This window comes from Halolamina litorea (assembly GCF_026616205.1).
GTDB classification, from domain to species: Archaea; Halobacteriota; Halobacteria; order Halobacteriales; family Haloferacaceae; genus Halolamina; species Halolamina litorea.
In genome coordinates this window covers 1,496,401-1,517,236 of the sequence record NZ_JANHGR010000001.1, presented here as the reverse complement: position 1 = coordinate 1,517,236, position 20,836 = coordinate 1,496,401, and the positions used below count along the sequence as shown (strand labels likewise).

The window sequence follows — 20,836 nt, the reverse complement described above, 5'->3', positions numbered from 1 at the left end:
CGATGACTGACCTCGGGGCTTACGCCGCCCTCGAAGGGATGTTCACCGAACTCAACCACGCGGTCAGCGAGTTCGAAGAAGAGTCCCGAATAACGGCGGAAGAAGCCTTGAGCTACTTTGGTCTCCCGGGAGGATACATCGAACCACTACTTCCAGACGACGAGGAGTTCGGGGTCATCCACGAACCGACCGCCGACGTGTACGAGTGGGACGACCCGTGGCCCGTTTCCTACGGTATCGACGGCTCGACCACTCGCTCGCTGCAGTTCAGCAACGGTCTACTGGCTGGTGCCAGCGTGGCCAAGCTCGGTGTCTCGGGTGACTCGGAACACGCTGGGCTCGCCAACCGAGCGACGACGACGCTCGTCGCTCACCTGAACGAAGACGAGTTCTCGCTGGGCGATATTGACGACTCAGCGTTCGACACACCGGACGGAATCGAGGCTCACGTCTTCCAGTTTCCCCAGTGTGAGCGAACGAGCCGGCTAGAGGAGTACGTCGTGGGTGTCTCGCGCACGTACGCGGAAGGGCGGCACGCGTACGAGATGGCGGGCGAAATCGACGGTCCGCTGTTCATCGACGGTCCGATATACCCGAACCCCGCGTTCGGCTGGATGCTCTTCGAGCAGGTCGGCGAAGGACCGCGACGGATGACCGAGATTTGGCCCGAGATGGTCTCGGACATTCTCCAGAACTACGTCAATACCGTCGAGACGATGCACCGACGCGACCTGCCCGTCGTGGGCATCACGAAAACTAGTGGCTCGGCAGTCGCTCTCGACGCGCTGGAAACGAAGATAGAGGACGCGGATGTCGACGTGTCCGTTCCGCTCCCGTGGACGAACGACCACCAACTGTTCGACGACGCCCTGTTCACTATGGAGGACAAGCACGGTGACCGCGGGTCAATCATCAGCTACACTCCGTGGCTGCGCCAGACCAAACAGACCGTCCGCAGCAACCCCGTAGTTCCGTTCGAGTCGTTCGATGTCGACCTCGAACACGGTGACGCCAGCGAGTACCAGCGCGTGTTCTTCTACGTGCGGACGCCGATGACAGACAACGTGATGCGAATTGAAGTTCCGTACTTACTGGTCGACGACGCTGACCGACGCGACCAGATTCAGCGAAAGGTCCTCGTCGAGCTCGCCCAGCAGCAGAATGAACCCCGGGCAATCACTCATGCCGACGAGATGGCCCGAATCACTCGCGTAGACCGAAACAAGCTCCGCCAAGTCATCGGGTCCGTCCGGGCGATAGAGGACTACAACGAGAAGCGGGGGTTCCGAGATATGGAGGACTAGCGTGGCTACCCACCCTTCGAACAAGCAGCGAACCGACCCCGACCACCACTCACAGACGACCTCGACACTCAACACATGACCGACGATATCCTCGACGAAGTCCGGCAGGAACGCGATGGAGGACAGGACGAACAGAACGAGACGGACGCATGGACGATTCCTGCACCATTCGGTGACTATGACGGTCACCGTGTAGGCCACATCACCGCGCAGGACGAGCCAATTGTCGTCGACAGGGAGGACTCCTACATCCGGGCGTTCATCGACTCCAACTTCCGTGACGATGTTCGTCTCGGGAACTATCTGCGAATCCCGTACCCCGTGAGTGAGGAACAGGAGGCTGACTACCCGACCTCGATGCTCGTCGGCGTCATCAATCGACTGGAGTACGCGACAGTCGCGAACATCACCGACAAACAGGACGGTGGGTATCGGCACGAACCGGGCGAGCAGTCATTCTCCTACGTCGCCCAAATCGAGCCGATTAGCACGGTGACCTTCGACCCGGAAGACGACGATGCGTCGTTCGAGCAGGTGACCGTCGACAAACCCCCCAAACCCGGGTGTGACGTGTATCTTGTCGAGGACGAGGAGTTCCTCCGAACAGCACTCCGTATCCCGCACGAGGGAGCGTTCCTCGGCCACATGGCTGTTAGCGGCGACCGGATTCCGAGTGAGGAGTCACCGCTTCCCTACTACCTGTTCAACCCGAACGCCACGGACGGCAACGAAGACCTCGGCGAGCCCGCTATCTTCCGCCACGCGCAGGTCGCAGGGAGTACCGGGTCGGGCAAGACTCACGCCTCGAAGAACATCCTTCGGCAGCTAGCGACCGAGAAGCAGTACACTATCGAGGTCCCACCGGAGGAGCGAGAAGAGGAGAACGTCGACGTGCAGGACGAACGAGTCCGCGGGCTCAACACCACCATCATCGACCCAGAAGGGGAGTATGTTGAGATGGGTGACGACCCGGAAGACGACGGGTACACGGTCGATTTCCGAGAAGACCTCGACGCGCAGAACATTCGCCACGGAGGTATTCAGCCGGACCCTGATGTCGACTTCGAGGTCTTCGTGCCCCAGATTGAGGACACGAATATCACGCACAACAACGCTCGGTCGTTCGGTATCCCGTTCGAAATTGTCCGAACGAATCGCCAGCTCCTCTACTCGTCTGAACCTCCGGAGCGAACGCGGTCAGCAATCAACCAGACCATCTCTCGGTACTTCCGAGAGTGCAACGACCCCCAGTCGAGCTACGGAAACCCTCAGCCAACCTACCGAGAGTTCTCACAGTATGCCGAAAGGCTGCTCGCCGACGCCGACAGTTCCCCCATCACTCAGAACGAGAGCGTCTTGATTGCCGCCCGGGAGCGCATCGTCGACCAGTACGAGTACAACCGAATCTTCGACCACGGGACGGACAGCCTGACAGACCTCACTCAGCAGATGTTCGCCCCGGGGCAGGTTACCGTCATACCGACGGACCATCTCCGCGGGAGTACGGACCGAATCGTCGTGTCCTGCCTGCTCGCACACATCGTCCAGAACAAAATCGGCAGCAACGTCGATTACCCCCACATCAAGGGAACGCCGATGCTGCTGGCGCTGGACGAGGCACACGAATACATCTCGGAGGCAAGTGACCCGCGGGAACGCTACCTCGTCTCCAACTTCCAACAGGCCGCGAAGCGAGGTCGGAAAGACAAATTCGGCCTCTACATCATCACGCAGACGCCACAGGACATCAACGGCGAGATTCGCAAGCAGATGAACACGCGAATCTATCTCGGCTTGGAACGGGACGTGGTCGAGAGCCACGACGTGTACGTTCCAAAGGAGTTCCAAGAATCCGTTACCCAGTTCAACAAGGGGCAGATGGTGGTGAAACAGCCTGACGTGCGGCCTGTCGAGCTCGTAGGTCTACCTGTCTGTTTGACTCGGCACGATAGCTGAGGGGGGTTACACACCCGCAAACAGACCTATTTGGTCTCTTCCTTCTCGGATTTGGCTTGTTAAGGCCTAATCGAATATACGGGCAGTAGTGGCCTCACAATACAGTAAGGAAGACGACATATTCTTGTTAACGTACAACGTAGATTGAGTATGCGCTACGATACCCGAATATGCAACGATGCTCACCGATTAACGGAGGTGAAAGCTGACTCATGATGAGTCCCGACTACCTTCTTGACCAACCAGAAGACTGCCCCTCCACATTTACTGGTTTCAGGAAGCCGGTAAGCAAGATGGGTAACTACTCTCTCAACACGCTAGCTGGCCATCTGATTGTGACAGAGAACCTGCAGAACCTCGGGATTCACTGGCTAGAGAGCATCGACGATTTCCGAGAGGGAGAGTGTGAAGACCTTCGCTGCGATTACCGAGTACGACTGGTCAACTCTACGCTGGTAGAAATCGGTCTTCCAGAGCATCCCGGTGCGGACATCCCCACCAATTCGGGTTCACGGGTTACTATCGAGCTCGATTCGACGCCATCGGTAGCTCTGCAGCATCTCAAACCAATCAGAGAGAAGTCCGGTGAGAAGGGTCACAGGTGGAGCCATATCGACGACGCCCTGAATTCGGAACCACAGGACGACAAAGCAAATGTCATTATTGCTATAAACCATGACAGGGATGGCTTCTCAAATACAGAACGCGGATTCCCCCACGAGACGCTATCTGAGTGGGAAGATGACGAAATCATACCATCAGGCTGGTCAATTCGTGCGGTGGAGGGGACTATCCGCCCGGAGGACGTTCTCCGTCATTTCGGAATCCCTACAGTAATTCTGGCCGACCACGTCCCGAGCATCATTGGCGCTGAGAGAATCATCCCATACGATGAGTCAGAGCACTCAGTATGACTCTTCAAGACCAAATCTGGGACACCGCTCTCTCGCTCGCTAATAGGGGACAGAGCTTCACACTCGGGGAACTTGAGTTCAACAATAGCGAGAAACACGCAGCACGGCGTGTACTACGTACAATCGAAAAGTACGGATGGCTGGTTTCTGACGGCAACTCGGTTCGATGGTACCCCGGCGAAAAAGTCTATACCGGGGATTACGGACCTGTCCAGACTACTGCACCTCAAACGGCGGTTCAGTGTTCTAAGTGTGGGGTTGATATCCTTCCTGATGATTCGTACGTGGACATCAGAAGGACGGAGCGGTCGGCCAACAACAGCCCGCCTCGCGTCAGATATACAATCTGGTGTGTAGACTGTGACGGAAGCACTCTATTGTGAAATTCTTGGGCAGTCTACAAACCTCAAAATTTGTGAAGTTTTGACATAGTGAATCCGGCTTATAATCGAGAAGGTCTGAATATCTCGAGCCCAGATACTGGTTGTCGTTTCTAGATACGCTTGAAACGCCGTTTAGTCCACTGTGGAGACCCCAATTCGAGGGTTAGGGCCGCTCCAGAAGCGGTAGGATACCAACTCACTCATTTTGGGTTAATCAAAGCTAATATATCCACAGATTGGCCCTGTCCCCGGGTCGTCAAGGTCAAACAGGTGGAGGTGGACTGTCCTCTTACTGGAGAACGACACGTCGAGCTTTAATTGGTCATCTCCCTATACTCATCATCTTGAATCTTAAGCACATTCCACACTTCCACAGTCATCTCTGAACGTCTTACTCTTCACAGTAATCGTAACTCAAGTAGCCAGTAGCAGCGCACAGGCTACCGACGATGAGCATTCCCCCTATTGACTCAACGTTCACTAGATTCAACCCGAGGGAATAGTGCAGAGCCGGCAAAATCACAGCCGTCGTTGCAGGGATGACGATTCCATACAAATTCACATCTTCATCCAGTCCAAGGACACTCCCGATTGACCCCGTGGGATTTCGTATGAGGCCCAGATACACGTTCGACAAGAGGAAGACCACCCCAAGTACCTGAATAGCGTAAACCGTCCCGAGTAATCTTTGGAGACCTTGTCGAAGCATCTCCCCGTAGAAGACCGCAGCTGCACTTATCGCGATAAATACGATGACAGTCTTAACACGGCTTTTCAGTCCCGGAAAATCAGTAATCGAGAGGTGCTGGGTCAGGACCTGTACAACCACAGCATAGAGAAGGAGCTCAATCAGCTCAGAAACGTCATAATAGCTGTAGCTTCGGAGTACGATGACACCGAAAAACGCAATCAGAACGAGTGCCGCTGCTTGCTCCTCTTTCTCTGAAAGGGAGTCAGTAATCGACATTAGTTTCTTCTGTTAAATGAAACCCTGCCGCTTAGCCTCGGTCCGGCTCATTCCGGGGACGAGGTCCTCTCGGAATCCGGGCTTATGGTGTATCTTGGCGTGGCACGTATCGCACACCAGCATCGTCTCTTCAGGGTCGTACGAAGTATGGTGGTTAGCACGATGCTCTGGGTGAAGTATGCCATCACAGACTTCGCAGTATTCTAATTCAACGCTCTCTCCGAGCGAGTCCTCGACCTCACGATGATGTAGACACTCATCACAGACTTGTGGACTGCGTTTGTAGGTGAGCTCAGTTCCACAATCCTGACACGGATACGGGACCTCAACAATGTCGATTACCTCGTAGTCCTCACGTGCACGGTCCCAACTCTGGTAGGCTGCGACGGAGTCAAAGACTTGTTCGTGTATGAAGTGATTGCCCTGATACGCCCCGCACGAAGGACAGATATTACCATAGACCTCTTGCCCTTGTGTCTTTGAGTACGTTCGCTCAACGTTACAGTAGTCCTTGTCCACGAGGATACTTCCTGCTGGTTCCCATGTCCCACCACCGAATCCCCCGAGACCGCGTGGATACACTACTGGGATATCGGTGCTGCATTTCCAGCACCCTGTTTCATAGCGCCATATTTCGATGCCAATCATGTCGTCAACGATGGCCCATTGCGTGATGAATATGTTTGTTTAGTGAAGTCGGAATATCCAACCAACATTCCTCGTTAGAGTTGTCTCGTTGGGGACTATAGGCGGCCGCATGACGCCCGGGCTCTAACCGACGAAATACAAGAGCTCGGGACTGAGAAGGTTGTTCTGGAAGGAACGTTAGAGCAGTTTGAAGGGACTGCCGAGGGAGAGTTATTCAGGGATGCCGTTCGTCTCCTAGACGAGAATACAGGGGAATACAGTGCTGAGACGGAAGCCTGAGTGTTGTCTGCTCTCTCAGCTACCGATACAGGTTTTCCCGGCGGTCGGTTCGGTAGATTCGGATTGTCTTTTCTGTGTCGTCGATATCCGCGAAGACGCGGAGACCGTTCCCAATACGGAATCGCCCTTCAGCTTGGCCTTCCAGACGCTTGAAGTCCCACTGGGCGGGGTGGCGGAACTCTGAGGTAGCAATCTGGTTCAGCTTCTTCTGGATGTAACTCTGCTCTATCTTCTCAAGCCCCTCGAATGCCTCCTCCGCAGAACCAGTGTACGTGATGTCGTAGGCCATTTTCTCTCCACTGAACTGGAGAGACAGACTCCCCCCAGTCCAGTGGATATAGGCTGAAAAGCCGCAGATTCTGGGCTCTCAGCCTATTTTCAGAGCGAGTCTGGGTATGGCCTACTCGGTGAGCTTTACTAAATCAGCAGAATATAAATAATTTTCTCCGCAGCAACACATCAGCTATCGAAATGATTCACGGTTTCCAGCATGCTTCCGTGTCTCTCAGGCCAACTATAGTCGTTTCAGAAAGAACCACGCTAGAACCTTGGAAACTGGCTCTCCCCTGTTTCACAAGTCGAACCCGACCGGGCGGCTATCCGACCACTGGACAGAAGTAACTACGTCTGCCAGTTTGTGCAGCCGCTGACTCAAGACATCCATCGGGTGTGAATCAATAAACTCTGCCGCGGAATGCTCGACCGTCGTGTCTCCATCGTTTACTTGGAGATGCACCTCTCCAAACTCCGGGTGGGTATCGTCCTGATGCCATCCAACTAGCAACGACCGCTCGGGTTCGACCCAGTTTATCCAGTAGTGTTCCATACCAGCGCTTCCGACTCGGTCGAAGCCTACCTCGATTCGGGCATTTTCACTCGGATACGATGGTTCATCGAGGAAGACTCGTGGGTTGACCTCCGAAATGACTCGGTACTGTCCCGGAGAGCGGATACCCGCCCGAGAGAACTCTACGGTCTCGAACCGGCCGTCCGACTCGAAGCGGTTGACGATTCGTTCCCTGTGTAGTCGCCGAAGCTGGAGATTGGCGCGGTTAGCGAGAAAAATCACGTTGCTGTTAGACTGTCGCTGCTGACGACCCCGCGGCAGTATCGAGTTCCGTTACATCATCGTAGAGCCGCAAGGCGTGACGGACCAGTGTGAGCTCGGTGTTCACGGCCTCCCACGTCGAGACCACGTTTCGAATCTCTCTGGTCTCGTCCGCAGATAGCTCCTGCTCCGCCAAGCGTTCGCGAAGCTCACCGAGTGAATCGGCTTCGAACTCTTCGTGCAGCTCCTCCTCTTCAGACTTCAGCTGCTCAAGCCGTGCTTCGAGTTCGTCGCGGGTGTTCCCCTCGATAAGTTCCGTCAGTTCATCGAAGAACAGCCGCGTTGGATTCAACTCGTAGCCCTTCTGGTCGTTGACGAGGGTCTTTCGAACCCGGTTGTCTGATTCGAGCTGCTCTAACTCATCGCCCGCAGTAGTCGGAGAGACCTCTGCACGGTCCGCGATTTCCGAGACCGTGGCAGCGCCGTTGAGTATTTCGACGACTGCACGGACCCGCTCACGCCCGGTCATGTCGTCCTCCCACGACCCGGTGGGTGCCTTCACCATCTCTAGCCATGCTAGACAGCCGCCACTCAAATAATTTTGGTTGCTCAAAATAATTGGATGGAGAGTCGCTCGCTGGACTGTATCTTCTATGACCACGGAACATCGTCTTCTGACTTGGACAGCACGATTCGTTCTACACCCTCAGCATCCTGTAGCGCCTCAAAAGCACCTTCAGGTTTGAGGAAGAAAGCGATGATGACCTCAAGAATTTCGATTCTTTTGGTGTAGTGGAATGTGATACCCTCCACTCCAATATCACTCTCTGGGTCGTCAACTTGTCTACAAAGTGCAACTAGTGTTTCTCCACGAGCTACTTGTAACAGATGCTTCTCCTCAGCATCTCTGTAGAGATGGACCGGTTCTTGATTCGGACCAACATACCGATACCAATCCTGAAGGGTTTCTCCGTTGCTAGCGGCCATCTCTCTTGCTGCTTCCAGAGCAGAATCTACTTCTTGTACAGTAAGCATTGCACTTGAAAAGATGGTTAGTAGTATATTAGCGATTACTAGTTTTTCCTGTCATTAGTTCTCCTTTTGGGCCGTATCGATACTTCTCGGAGATAGCGAGGCACGTAGCAGCATCTGCTATGAGGTGCGTGAACCACCGTGCTGTACATACGGATAAAGTCGGGACTGCAGTTCCTGCTACTATGCAGTATCACCAGTCGTGTCGCTATGACGGTCGCCTATCCCTCCCGGAGAATCCCACCGACACGTACGTCGAGGTGGTGTAGATGGTACGCATCCACAGCGTCGGAGGAAACGCCAAAAGCTCATACGGGGTATACATGAGTGCAGCCCTCATCAACCGCGCCAAATGGGTGAACGGAGATTCCCTCCGCATCACGGCAGTAGACCCAGACATCATCCTCATCACGCACGAGCAAATGTCGACCGAGCGGTGGATTGAACTTTACAACGCGGCAACACGGGGGAGGCCAGTAGAGCAGATGAACCCGGCTGAGCTTGTCCAGTTATTGGCTGCGACCGAAGGCGACGACGGCCGACGACCGTCAAGCGTGACTTCGCTGGCCCCTCTTGGAGAGGCCGGACACAGGATACTTATTACGGACGCAGCGAAGCGGCTAGAGTTGGAACCCGGGGATAGGGTTCATCGACGAAGTGAGAATGGAGTCGTCGTGATTGTTCCCACATCAAAGCTCACAGATGAGGTGAAGAAGAGAATTGAGAAGGTCCTCGCTGTTTGAGAAGCTAAAACCGTGGAACTTCTGGCTTGACCGGGAACGATATATACGCCTGAAACGTACGAATTAGCACAGTAGAGACTCCGAAAAGGGAGCCGAGGCCCCTTCGACTGCGGGGAACTACCGACCTACCAGTGTTGGCAGGTCCGATTCGCGGAGTTTTGGTAGTAGACCCCCGGTTCAGCGTACTAAACAAAGAAAATAAGCAACAATCACGCCGGACACTCTCTGTACTTCCCTATTACACAACCTCGGTTAGCCGAGGGTATACTACCTACAGGGGGTCCCACGGGGGCCCCACTGTCGGTTATCCTCGCAATCCACCTGCCAACACTGGTAGGACGGATTTCTGACAGCAAAGTTGGTCAGTAATTGGCGGGGCTCATCTCACAGACGCAACTAATTTACTGACCCCCCCACATCGGTACTACCAACACCAGATGGCTCCTGAAATTCCTACCCTCTTCGAGTCGTGTGTTCCCCACGACGACGTGCTCTCGGGAACGCTCTCGGAGAACGAGTTCGCTGCGAAGCTCTCGGACGTGGTGTTCAGGCCCGACGAAGCACCCGACATCTACGGTGACCCGGAAACGTTCTTCTCGAAAACGTACGCGACTGACGGTCTACAGGACTTGCTCACCCTCCTCGCAAAGCGATACGCCGGCAAGGAAGCTGGTGAGTTCAGCGGGGCGGACGGGCTACTCTCGCTTGACACCGTGTTTGGCGGGGGGAAGACCCACTCGCAGATAGCCGCCTACCACTTCTCTCGGAACCCGGGAGTAGTCGAAAACCTCGATAAGTACATCGTCGACGAAGAGGTGCGGGAGGAGTTCGAGAGCATCAAAGACGACCTCTCTGTTCGGACTGCCGTGTTCGAGGGGGGCTACGTCAGCGCGACCAACGCCAAGTGCAACAAGGAAGACGAAAATGCCCCCAACACGCAGACGATGTGGGGTGAGCTCGCCTACCAGCTAGCGGGAGCAGAAGGATACGCGAAATTCAGCGAGTACGACGACGAGCAAATCGCCCCCGGTGAGTCCGACATCGTCGACCTCTTCGATACGCTTGACGACCCGGGGCTGGTCCTCATCGACGAGGTCGCGCAATACTTCGAACAGGCGGCGGCCGTCGGCGTCGAAGAGTCGACGCTGGCCGACCAGACGAACTCCTTCCTCTGGTCGCTGATGCGTGCCAGCCAGAACAGTGACGCAGTGACGGTCATCCTCTCGGTGTCCGCCACCGCGTTCGAGGAGCGAGCGCAGGAAGTTCAGGAGCTCATCGACGACCTCGACGACATCTCCGAGCGTACGGAGCACTCCGTCACGCCGACTGAAGACGACGAGGTGGCAGCAGTCCTCCGCCATCGTCTATTCGAGTCCGTCGACGATAGCGTGGCTTCCGAGGTCGCCGAGGAGTACCAGAACTACTACCGTCGGTTCGAAGACGAGCTCCCGGACAGGGTGACGAAGGCAGAGTTCCGTGACCAGCTCGAACGGACGTACCCGTTCCACCCAACCCTCATCGACCTGCTAGGGAAGGAGATAGACACGCTACCGAACTTCCAGCGGACACGCGGGGCACTCAAGCTGGTCTCACGAGCAGTCCACCGAATTTGGAACGACGACGAGGGGACCAACGACCAGCGTCACTTCGTCCGTACGTTCGACATGCACCCGTCCGACGAGTACGTCTGGTCGACGCTCATCGAACTCTTCGAGCACATCGACCAAGACCTCCGGACAGCCTCCAAGTCCGACGTGTTCACGAGGGAGGGCAAGGCAGCCTGCCAGTACGAGGACGAGAACTGGACGCCGATGGGTCACCCCCCGATAGCGACCCATCTCGGGACGAGCATCCTCTGGAAGAGCATCGTATCCGGGGGTAATCGTGGCCGTGGGGTGAACCGCCGGAAGCTCTGGGAGATGATTCTGGAGCCCGGCGTCGAACTCGACCACTACCGCGACGCCCTGAAGAACCTGAACGAGACGGGGTCGAACCCCGATACGGAGGCGTTCTTCCTGTACGAGACGGAGAACGGTCTCCTCCGGTTCAAGGGCGAACCCAAGATTTCGAAGCTCATCACGAACGAGGCACAGCAAATCGAGGCCGGAGTCGCTCGGAACCGACTCGAACAGTCGATTCGGGGCGCGCTCGGCGGTGGCGTCTTCGAGACAATCTACGACCCACAGGCACCGTACGAAGTCCCGGATGAGTACGACACTGTACGGCTCTGTGTGATGGGCTTCGACGCGGTGACCGTCACCGGCGACCTCGATGAGCCGCCCGAACTCCTGCAGACGCTCGCCAACAAGACGGGTAACTCCCCGGGCTCGGAAAAGAAGCGTGTCTATCGCAACAACGTCGTCTTCCTCGTCGCCGGCGAGCAGGAAACGGATGGCGCGCTCAACCACGCCCGGCGCGTGAAAGCGATGGAGCGGATTCTGAACGGCGAAGCGTGGGAGGCCGAACTCAACAGTGCTCAGCGGGACGACCTTGACGAGCGTCTCCAGAAGGAGTCTGCCCTCCTCGGGGAATCCGTCCGGCAGTCCTACCGGCACCTCTACTACCCCGACTCCGGCGGCCTGTCGAACGAGACCATCGACTCCGTCAACGACAGTTCCGACCTGCACGACATCGTCTTCGAGAACCTCGAAAGCCTCGACAAGCTCATCACGCAGGACGAGGGCGCACTGGGGACGACGTGGTTCCGGACCCGAATCTGGCAGTCGGACCCGGACTCGATGACCACGCTGGAAATCCGGAAGCTCGTCTCCAAGCGAACGGACATCCGTATTCTGCTCGACCCGCGACCGCTCCGCGCGACCATCCGGGACATCACCGTCGGGAAGGATGGCGGCGACGACGAGGACTTGACCAGCATGTCTTCGTTCGTCTTCTGGGACGAGGACGACAGGCAGGGGTACTGCTCGGAGATTATGACGGTCAGCACCCCCGAAGGGGAGAAGACACTCGCCGATGCTGAGGAAATGTCTACGTCCCTTCCGATGTCGAGTGTCCTGATTAGCGACGAGCACCACGTCTACGGCGATGGTGAGAAGCTGCTCGGTGCACAGGAGCTCACCTTCCCCGTAGAGGAGGAGGAAGACGACGACGGCGAAGAAGAGGAAGAAGACGATATCGGCGGCGGGGGCGGTGGTGGTGGCGGCGGTGGCGGCGGAATCAGTGAACCGACCACGCGGTCCGAGCTCTCGTTCAACGCTCGAACGGATACTCCGAAAGCTGTCACCGGGGCGTTCTCGGAGGTCAACAGCGCCATCGACCAGCGGAAGATGAGCCTTCGGGACAACTACGACGTGTCCAGCAGCGACATCGTCGTCGAGGTCGACTCCATCGAAATCGAACTGGAGGGCGACCAAGTCTGGGAGCGAGCGTGGTTCATCTCGAACAAGCTCAAGGACTTGGAGGGTATCGGCGACGCGACCTCAATCGTGTTCGAGTACGTCGCGGAAGGTGCGGACACCGCGGGCAGCGTCTTCGAGGCTGGCTTCGAGGGCTCCGTCGACGAGTTCGCGAACCACTTCGGCACGAACCACATCCCGGAGAGCTTCATCAGCGCCGGCGGCGACTCGGAAGGCGAGGCCGTCCTGATGGTCGACGCGGCGTCGATGGAGGACAACTCCCGCGAGGCCACCCTCAACGCGCTGGAGGAAGCACTCGATTCCCTCGGTGGGATTAACAACCTCGAACTGGTGGTCTCGGGTATCGTGAAAGAGGCGTCAGAACAGAGCGGCGAGGTGAGTGCATGAGTGTCGAGGCGGAGTCGTTCGCCTACGGCAGCAGCATGTACGGCGGTCGGCCGACGTTCGCCTTGACGCGTCGACTGGGCGACGACGCCGGCCTCACGCTCTACGAGCTGATTCCCGAGGACCTCGCCGACGGACGCCAGAAGCGGTTCAGCCGAGCGAACAGCAACCGAACGCTCACGCGGACCAGCATCACCGACGCGATTCCGGACGCGGAGGAGGACTCGACCGGCGTCCTCGACCTCTCTGGCGTCGGCGCACCGTCAGCCCGTGCCCCCAACGACTGGAACTGGGACGACTGGTGCGCGCTGAAAATCACCACTCTCTCCGATAGCCGTCAGCAGGCGGTCCACCGACTGGTCCGCGACGTGCTGAACGACAGCGGGATTGACACCGACCTCGTGATGCGCGGGGAGGGGTCGGTCGTCCTCTCCGAGAGTGGTGGGGTTCGACTCACCATCGCGTTCCTCGCGATGAAGCGCCTTCAGAAGTACGAGAAGCTGACGACCGTCGCGGACAGTATCGCCCGGATGAGTTTGGAGGAGTGCTACTACTGGCACGCGAAGTGCCGGTCTCCATCCAGTCCGAACGGAGTGAAAGCGCTGCGAGTGCTGCTTGCGGACCACGTTTAATCCACTATGACTCAGAACGAGGATTCCGATAAGACCCCCAAGCCGTTGAAAATCGAAGGTCCTCTCCCTTCGACTGCCACAGGTATCGAAAGTATCAAAGAGTCATATAGCGACTCCATGTCTCCGCATCGGCGGATTTTCAAATGGTTCGCTCGCAGGCCTACCACAACCACCCGGCTCGCTGTTCTTGCATCAGTTCTTCCGCCAGATACCTCGAATAACGAACTTCTCAAATTGATGTGTGTGGGGCCGAAGGCCGATATTGAAGGAGATATTGAAGACTACGTTATTCGTAAAGAAGCAACTAAGGATTCGCGTGACGGTTCTGTTGAGGAACATTTCGGATACGAGTATCCTCACCGGCGTACCCCGTCTGAGTCCGAGCTTTCAGATTTGCATGATAAATTGCGGAATCACTGGGACGGGGATTTGCCCACAGTTCTCGACCCGACTGCGGGAGGAGGAACCATCCCATTTGAATCTGCTCGATATGGGTTCCCAACAGTCTCCAATGAGCTCAACCCTGTTGCTTGGTTGTTGAACAAAGTCATTCTAGAATACGCACGGAACATCGGAAGTCTGGAATCAGAAGTGAAAGAGTGGGCTGGGAAAATCGATGATATCGTTCACGAGAACATCTCCGAGTTCTTCCCCACGAAGAACGGTGTAGAGGCGAGTTACTACTTTAGGACGTACAGTATCTCTTGTCCAAGTTGTGGCAGCCGTTTCCCCCTCGCGAATCGATGGTGGTTCGACAAGAACAAAGATATCGCAATTAAACCAGTCTATGAGTCCGGAGAACCATCCTACCGTATTGTAGAGGCGTCGGACGAATCCTCATTTGACCCGGACAACGGAAATATCTCGGGAGGTGATGCTGAATGCCCTCATTGCGGTGTCGTCACTGAACGTGATTCAGTCGTTGAACGCTTCCAAGCAGGGGAATACGAGTATGAGGTATGTGGGATTAAATACGTTGATAAGGTGAATGGCACGAAATATCATTCTCCGACAGAGGAAGATGCCAAAGCAATAGAAGCCTCTGAAAGTCAGGTGGATAACGACCTTCGACTAAGCACCTTCCTTCGTGACGACCGATATATTGGCTACTATGACAGAGCAGGCCCCTATGGCATTACACAGTGGCGCGACCTTTTCACATCGCGCCAGCTCCTCTCCCATGTTGCATACCTAGATGCATTCAAAGAAGTTGAAGAGGATATCAAATCCAAGTATGACGATGAGACTGCTGAAGCCGTACTAGTCTTATTGACCCTCATCGGCTCACGCCAAATCAATCATAACTCACGCCTAGCTCCTATCCGAACTCAATTCGGCTTTGTTGATAATATGCTGGGCAACAATAATTTCTCATTCCAGTGGACATTTGGAGAGAGTAATATGCTCGCGGGGGGGAAATCGTACCAGAGCTGGACGGAGAACGTTCTACAGTATTACGAGAGGGTGGTGGAATACTACCCGGAGTCGGTCCGTGGTGACCGAAATGACGTTCAGTTACATCAGGGCGATGCCGGTGACCTCCCACTGGATTCCGACTCGATACAGGCGGTAGTTATTGACCCACCGTATGGCGATAACATCATCTACTCAGAGATATCGGACGCTTTCTACGTGTGGCAGCGGCAGTACCTGAACGATATCTTCCCGGGTAAATTCTCCCAGTCTGAAACGAACAAGCAAGACGAAGCAGTAGAGAACCCCGCACTGGATGACGAACAAAGCAGCGCTGAGGAAACGTCTGCCCGTCAACGATACGAAGACAAGATGCGGAGTATTTTCTCTGAAGCCTATCGGGTACTGGAGCCCGGTGGTGTCATCACTATCTACTTCACAGATAAGGAAATCGGAGCTTGGGATTCGCTCACAATGTCGATAATGGACTCCGGTTTCACAATCACAGCGACACATACCATATCCAGTGAGAGCCCGAGTCGAATTGGGGTTCAGGGGCAGTCGTCCGCTGACTCCTCCCTCTTGCTAACCTGCCGTAAACCGACTGAGCCAGAGAACGGGAAGTCGACGCCCACTCTATGGAGTGATATTCGTAGTCAAACGCAACAGGCCGCACGTGATAAGGCTGCAGAGCTGCTTGATTCGGGACTGAACCTTACGAAAACCGACGTGATAATTGGCGCCTTCGGACCCACTCTACGAGTTTTCACAGAAGCATATCCCGTTCTTGATAAACACGACAATCCTGTTCGGCCTAAGCAGGCATTGGAGGAGGCTAGGAAATCGGTGACGGAGGAATTAATCGAACGAGAGCTCAGTGACAACTTGGATAATGTTGACGCTCTCTCAAAGTGGTATATCCTTTCGTGGCTGGTTTATGAGGCCGAGAGCATCCCGTACGACGAGGCTCGACAATTGGGTCTGGGGGTCGGGGTTCAAATCGACGATATAAAACAGGACACCAAGATTTGGGGTAAAAGTCGGGACCAGCTATTGTTGAAAGGACAGGAGTACCGTGTGAGAGATTACACTGCGCTTGAAGCTGGCGAGAAGCGCCGGAAACGGGGCTACCCAATTGACCCCCGAGACGAAGCGTTCAACCATAATATCGATGCTGTTCACGCCACCCTCAACGTATTGAAAACAAAAGGAAGTGACTTCACGTGGAATTGGCTGAAAGACAGAGACCTCCAGAACGACTCTTCATTTAGGAGGACAGTCAAGACCTTAATTCAGGTTCTTCCCAACGAGCATGACGATTATGAGCTATTGGTGAATCTGGCTTCTGGAGAGACTGGTGAGCTGTTAGATATTGATGTTGGCTTTCTGAGCGACAGTGACGAAGAGGAACAGAGTAGAACAACGCTCCAAGATTTCTGAATTTAATGACCCTCCGTGAATGTAACTGGAATCGTGTGTATGAGAGCGACTTCGGGGGAACACACACGCTTGTCGGGTCGTTCTACCGACCGATGCTCTCTGAGGCAGTCCAGTACGACCGCCTCGCCGGCTATCTGAGTCTCCAGAATCTCGCCGATGCACTGCAGGGCATCGAGTCCGCGTTCGAATCCGACGGGGAAATCCGTATCATCGCCTCGAAGCAGCTGAGCCGAGAGAACAAACCCGTCCTCACCGACGACGTCCCGCTCTCGGAGGAAGGGGAGTCACGGCTCGCGCTCATCGCCCAGATGATGGACGAGGGGCGGCTGCAGCTCAAAATCGGCGAGCCGCGGAACAACTCAGACTCGGGCATCTTCCACCCGAAGCTCGGCATCGCGACCGACGCCGACGGGAACCGAATCACGTTCGAGGGGAGCATCAACGAGACGTACAACGCGTGGTACCGGAACTACGAGCGGTTCAAAGTCCACCGCTCGTGGGATGAAGTCGAGAACGAGTACGTCAAGGAAGACGTTGCTACCTTCGAGCGACTCTGGAACGAGGAGCACGAAGATGTTGAGGTTACGGCCATCGACGACGCTATCGAGGAGGACATCCTCGACTGGCAGCCCGAATCCGACGACGAGGTCGAAGAGCACGTCGAACGCCTGAAGAAGTCGAGCGAGCCGCCGGCCTCTGAGGCGACGGTCACCCGTATCGCCGATGAACACGGGCTACTCCCCGGCGCGATGCACATGGCCGAGGACATCAGTTCGATTGAGCCGTGGCCCCACCAGCGCGTCATTGCCGACACCGCGGCGAGCATCTATCCCGAGAGCCTCCTGTTCTGTGACGAGGTCGGGCTCGGGAAGACTATCGAGGCCGGGCTGACCATCTCTCGACTCCTCACCATCGGCGAGGTGAGTGACGCCCTGCTGCTCGTCCCGGCGACAGTCCAGCCACAGTGGCAGGAGGAGCTGCTGGAGAAGTTCAACATCAACGCCTACTCCTACGAGTACAGCGGCGCACAGCGCGTCCTGCGGGACGCCTACGGCGTCGAGCACTCCCTCTCGGAGTACGAGACTCTCGACGCGTGGGACGACTCGCACATCGGCGAGTTCGTCGACGACCGGGACGAGCCGACGGTCGTCCTCGCCTCGTGGCACACGGCCCGACGGACGGGGAACATGGGGATGTTCTCACCTTCCGTCCACTGGCAGGAGGAGCATCCCGGCCACCCACCGAAGGACCAGTTCGAGTGGGACCTGACGCTCGTCGACGAAGCTCACCACGGTCGCGAGGGGACGAACCTCTACGACCTGCTCACGGAGCTCCAGAACGATACGGCCTGCAGCTACGTCCTGACGGCGACGCCGATGCAGCTCGAAATCACCGAGCTGTTCGACCTCCTCAGAGTGTGCGACCTTCCGGAGGGCTGGAACGAGCGCGAGTCGTTCGATACGTACTTCGAGATGCAGCAGGAGCTCGCCGAGGCGCTCGACGACATCGGCGCCGCGGACAGACTGACCGTCGAAGAGATTCTTCCAGACCTCGCGTCGAAGTGGAACTACGAGCCCTACGAGGGCATCACACATCTGCAGACGTGGGCAGGGATGATTCAGTCCTTCGTACAGTCTCACGACGACGTAGCCCGATGGGTCGAGGAGCGCGTCGACGACGAAGGGTTCTCCCTGAGCGAACGAAGACGGCTCAAGCGGGTTCTCGGTATCGGGAAGCTCGGAACCCGCGGATGGGAGGACAAGTTCTCGGAGCTCTCCGTCGAGAGCCTGCGCTTCCTCCTCGATATCGGTGAGGAGACCACACCGGTGAAGTCCCGCGTGTTCCGCAACACGCGTCAGACTCTCCGTATGTGCAAGCGTGCGGGGCTCCTCAACGAGAACATTCCCCGGAGGGATATCGAGACTCGGTCCGTCGACCTCGGGGACGCGGAGCCGCTCTACGACCGAGTAGAGAGCTACATCAGCGACGTGTACGACCAGTCGAAGAAGCTGCTGGAGGGGAAGGAGAAGACAGCCATCGGCTTTGTGATGACGACCTATCGGCAGCGTCTGACCTCCAGTCTCCACGCAATCGAGCAGTCCCTCAAACGTCGACGCGAGAATCTCCGTAGCGGGCTGAACGACGCTTCCGAGGTCTCCGAAAGCGACCTCCAGACTGGGGCCATCTCCGAGCGGGAGGAAGTGCTCCGGCGTGAGTACGGGCTTCGTGTGGACCAAATCGGTGCGAACAGTTCCGATGGGGAGCGTGTTCGGGAGTTCGAACTGAGTGAACTGGAGGAGTTCATCTCACAGCTGTACGACGTGCCGGAGGACCCCAAGCTGGAGCAGTTGATGCAGGACCTGTCGGAACTCAGTGCCCTTGCCCGTGACACGGTCATCATCTTCACCCAGTACAAAGACACGCTCGACGCCATCAAGGAGAAAGTCCAAGTCAGCCACAACGACGTGGGCACGTACTCCGGGGACGGTGGGGAGGTCTTCGACGCCGACGATGGGGAGTGGCAGAACGTGAGCAAAGAGCGCGTCAAGCGTGAGTTCACGGACCCCGACGGCGACCTCTCCGTCCTCGTCTGTACGGACTCCGCCAGCGAAGGACTGAATCTCCAGACCTGCGACGCGATGATTAACTACGATATGCCATGGAACCCGCAGGTCGTGGAGCAGCGAATCGGACGTATCGACAGAATCGGCCAGCGGAACGAGAAGGTGCTCGTCTGGAACTACATCTACGACGACACTGTCGAGGAGGACATCTACGAGCGACTGGGTGAGCGAATCAACCTCTTCGAGCAGGCCGTGGGTCCACTCCGACCGATTCTCGATGGTCTTGAGGGAGAGGTTGAGAGTGTCGCGATGGGTGAATCGACGAAGTCCGGTTCCGACATCGCAGACAGCGCGCAGGCACAGTCGAAGGAGGCCGAACAGAAGTCCAAGCAGGTTGGGTTGGTACAGGACCTCGACGAGATTCAGCCCGAGGACATCATCGAAGAGGCCAAGCTCTACGGCTGGGCCGAGTCCCACCCTGACGTTGGCGAGATTGGCTATCCGAACCGGCCGTTCGACCCACTCATCGACTCGGAGGTCGTGAAGCGGCTCTTCACGCAGAGTCAGGTTCTCCGGAACGAGGGCTGGACGTTCGAAATGCTCGACCGGCAGCTAACCGAAGATGAGGACGCCCCCTACCAGAAGCTCTACCGGCTGGCTATCCCTGAGAACGCTGACCCGCCGATATCTTCGGACCCGCCGGAGGACACGGTACAGTCGATGTACGCCGATGACGACGAGGTGCTTGTCTCCTTCGACCCCGAGGTCTTGGAGTGGTACCCTTCGGTCGTCATTCCCCTTCCCCAGCACGAACTGTTCGACCATCTGTTGAACGTCCTCATCGACGAGCTGGGCGAGACTATTGAGGACGAAGTGACCCGTGTGGCTGGGAAAGTCGGGGAAGCCGGTCCGCGTGTTTGGACGGAGCCGTCTGCCGTCTCAGAGGCTGATGTTGCGACGTACGCAACGGAAACCCAGCGTCGACTGACTCTCGACGTTCCGCTCCCCGACGAATCGGTCGGCCGAAGAGAGGTAACCGACTGGTTACGCCGATACGACAGTTAGTTCGACCCCTCACTACTCCGCGGATGGGTGTGGCGCACTTCGACGCCCTCTCCCCTCTGCTGCAGGCTCGTGAGAGCTTCCTCGGTATCCGGCCGACGTGTGAGGTCGAAGTTTCCAAAGGCGAGGCAGTAAGTGTCGACGTAGTCAGGGAGACCGGCTAACCGGTCGATATCGTCCGCAATGAGATTGAACCGCTTGGAGTCTTCTCGGAGGTACTTGGCGTTCTTGATGAACTTTACTTCGACAGCTGTCACGAGGTCTTCGGCCCGGAACTTCTTGCTCCCTCCTTCGAGGGACAGGTGGACCTCTTCGTCGAAGAGTACGAGGTCAAGCTTCATTTGGCTGCTTCCGAGCCCGAAGTTCGTCCCGCTCACTTCACAGTGGGCTCGGTCGATACTCTCTGTGGAGATGACTGCGTCAGCGTACTCAGAATGGTTCGGTATGTCTCCGCGGGAACCGCCTGAATCGTGAGTTCCGGAGAGACGTGCTGGCTGGAGTTGGTCGTTGAGAATCTCCTTCAGCTCGAAAGTGAGCTCAGCCTCTACGAGATAGTTTGCCGGTCGCTCTACGAATCGACGTTCCAGTCGGTCGATTGATGGCGAGATATCCACGTCGGCTATTCTGCTGGAACCGGTATAGTTGTAGGCGTGTTGTTACTGGACCAGCGTCCCGGGGATATCCCTTTGC

15 protein-coding genes are annotated in these 20,836 nt (G+C 56.6%); 8 read left to right on the top strand and 7 right to left on the bottom strand.

Going from position 1 to position 20,836, the window contains the following annotated elements:
• The first annotated feature begins 2 nt into the window (after positions 1-2).
• From NO998_RS07880 to NO998_RS07870, 3 genes are all read left to right on the top strand, one after another.
• Positions 3-1,304, top strand: a complete 1,302-nt coding sequence (locus NO998_RS07880) for a DNA double-strand break repair nuclease NurA (RefSeq protein ID WP_267646561.1) — start codon at positions 3-5, stop codon at positions 1,302-1,304.
• 75 nt (positions 1,305-1,379) lie between these two features.
• Positions 1,380-3,260 (top strand): ATP-binding protein, encoded by a 1,881-nt coding sequence (locus NO998_RS07875; protein ID WP_267646560.1) that lies wholly within the window; start codon positions 1,380-1,382, stop codon positions 3,258-3,260.
• 212 nt (positions 3,261-3,472) lie between these two features.
• Positions 3,473-4,174, top strand: coding sequence for a hypothetical protein (locus tag NO998_RS07870; protein ID WP_267646559.1), 702 nt, complete (start codon positions 3,473-3,475; stop codon positions 4,172-4,174).
• 774 nt (positions 4,175-4,948) lie between these two features.
• On the opposite strand, the gene NO998_RS07865 is transcribed toward NO998_RS07870, so the two are convergent.
• The 6 genes from NO998_RS07865 to NO998_RS07840 form a co-directional block, all read right to left on the bottom strand.
• The gene (locus tag NO998_RS07865) at positions 4,949-5,524 is read right to left on the bottom strand and encodes a hypothetical protein (protein ID WP_267646558.1); all 576 of its coding nucleotides are present in this window, start codon (positions 5,522-5,524) and stop codon (positions 4,949-4,951) included.
• A 12-nt stretch (positions 5,525-5,536) separates the two neighbouring features.
• Complete coding sequence (locus NO998_RS07860) at positions 5,537-6,172, bottom strand: hypothetical protein (RefSeq protein WP_267646557.1); 636 nt, start codon at positions 6,170-6,172, stop codon at positions 5,537-5,539.
• A gap of 298 nt (positions 6,173-6,470) precedes the next feature.
• Entirely contained in the window at positions 6,471-6,740 is a 270-nt protein-coding gene (locus NO998_RS07855; protein ID WP_267646556.1) for a type II toxin-antitoxin system RelE family toxin, read from the bottom strand.
• 282 nt (positions 6,741-7,022) lie between these two features.
• Positions 7,023-7,277, bottom strand: a complete 255-nt coding sequence (locus NO998_RS07850) for a hypothetical protein (protein ID WP_267646555.1) — start codon at positions 7,275-7,277, stop codon at positions 7,023-7,025.
• 250 nt (positions 7,278-7,527) lie between these two features.
• The gene (locus NO998_RS07845) at positions 7,528-8,064 is read right to left on the bottom strand and encodes a winged helix-turn-helix domain-containing protein (protein ID WP_267646554.1); all 537 of its coding nucleotides are present in this window, start codon (positions 8,062-8,064) and stop codon (positions 7,528-7,530) included.
• A gap of 86 nt (positions 8,065-8,150) precedes the next feature.
• On the bottom strand, positions 8,151-8,534 hold the full coding sequence (locus NO998_RS07840) for a hypothetical protein (RefSeq protein WP_267646553.1): 384 nt from the start codon (positions 8,532-8,534) through the stop codon (positions 8,151-8,153).
• 266 nt (positions 8,535-8,800) lie between these two features.
• Between NO998_RS07840 and NO998_RS07835 the strand changes: the two genes are divergently transcribed.
• From NO998_RS07835 to NO998_RS07815, 5 genes are all read left to right on the top strand, one after another.
• Positions 8,801-9,274: a hypothetical protein gene (locus NO998_RS07835; RefSeq protein WP_267646552.1), complete on the top strand. Its 474-nt coding sequence runs from the start codon at positions 8,801-8,803 to the stop codon at positions 9,272-9,274.
• A gap of 437 nt (positions 9,275-9,711) precedes the next feature.
• Complete coding sequence (locus NO998_RS07830) at positions 9,712-13,038, top strand: ATP-binding protein (RefSeq protein WP_267646551.1); 3,327 nt, start codon at positions 9,712-9,714, stop codon at positions 13,036-13,038.
• Complete coding sequence (locus NO998_RS07825; protein ID WP_267646550.1) at positions 13,035-13,667, top strand: DUF7680 family protein; 633 nt, start codon at positions 13,035-13,037, stop codon at positions 13,665-13,667. Before NO998_RS07830 ends, NO998_RS07825 begins: the two co-directional genes overlap by 4 nt.
• Positions 13,668-13,673: 6 nt before the next feature.
• Positions 13,674-16,520 (top strand): DUF1156 domain-containing protein, encoded by a 2,847-nt coding sequence (locus NO998_RS07820; protein WP_267646549.1) that lies wholly within the window; start codon positions 13,674-13,676, stop codon positions 16,518-16,520.
• 92 nt (positions 16,521-16,612) lie between these two features.
• Complete coding sequence (locus tag NO998_RS07815) at positions 16,613-20,149, top strand: helicase-related protein (protein WP_267646548.1); 3,537 nt, start codon at positions 16,613-16,615, stop codon at positions 20,147-20,149.
• Here the strand turns inward: NO998_RS07815 and NO998_RS07810 are convergent.
• The gene (locus tag NO998_RS07810; protein ID WP_267646547.1) at positions 20,146-20,760 is read right to left on the bottom strand and encodes a hypothetical protein; all 615 of its coding nucleotides are present in this window, start codon (positions 20,758-20,760) and stop codon (positions 20,146-20,148) included. The two genes, NO998_RS07815 and NO998_RS07810, sit on opposite strands and share 4 nt — an antisense overlap.
• Between the last annotated feature and the right edge of the window lie 76 nt (positions 20,761-20,836).

Bases quoted from the DNA above. Each gene is read 5' to 3' on its own strand.
- NO998_RS07880 (WP_267646561.1), top strand. From the start codon at position 3: ATGACTGACCTCGGGGCTTACGCCGCCCTCGAAGGGATGTTCACCGAA.
- NO998_RS07875 (WP_267646560.1), top strand. From the start codon at position 1,380: ATGACCGACGATATCCTCGACGAAGTCCGGCAGGAACGCGATGGAGGA.
- NO998_RS07870 (WP_267646559.1), top strand. From the start codon at position 3,473: ATGATGAGTCCCGACTACCTTCTTGACCAACCAGAAGACTGCCCCTCC.
- NO998_RS07865 (WP_267646558.1), bottom strand. From the start codon at position 5,524: ATGTCGATTACTGACTCCCTTTCAGAGAAAGAGGAGCAAGCAGCGGCA.
- NO998_RS07860 (WP_267646557.1), bottom strand. From the start codon at position 6,172: ATGATTGGCATCGAAATATGGCGCTATGAAACAGGGTGCTGGAAATGC.
- NO998_RS07855 (WP_267646556.1), bottom strand. From the start codon at position 6,740: ATGGCCTACGACATCACGTACACTGGTTCTGCGGAGGAGGCATTCGAG.
- NO998_RS07850 (WP_267646555.1), bottom strand. From the start codon at position 7,277: ATGGAACACTACTGGATAAACTGGGTCGAACCCGAGCGGTCGTTGCTA.
- NO998_RS07845 (WP_267646554.1), bottom strand. From the start codon at position 8,064: ATGGTGAAGGCACCCACCGGGTCGTGGGAGGACGACATGACCGGGCGT.
- NO998_RS07840 (WP_267646553.1), bottom strand. From the start codon at position 8,534: ATGCTTACTGTACAAGAAGTAGATTCTGCTCTGGAAGCAGCAAGAGAG.
- NO998_RS07835 (WP_267646552.1), top strand. From the start codon at position 8,801: ATGGTACGCATCCACAGCGTCGGAGGAAACGCCAAAAGCTCATACGGG.
- NO998_RS07830 (WP_267646551.1), top strand. From the start codon at position 9,712: ATGGCTCCTGAAATTCCTACCCTCTTCGAGTCGTGTGTTCCCCACGAC.
- NO998_RS07825 (WP_267646550.1), top strand. From the start codon at position 13,035: ATGAGTGTCGAGGCGGAGTCGTTCGCCTACGGCAGCAGCATGTACGGC.
- NO998_RS07820 (WP_267646549.1), top strand. From the start codon at position 13,674: ATGACTCAGAACGAGGATTCCGATAAGACCCCCAAGCCGTTGAAAATC.
- NO998_RS07815 (WP_267646548.1), top strand. From the start codon at position 16,613: ATGCTCTCTGAGGCAGTCCAGTACGACCGCCTCGCCGGCTATCTGAGT.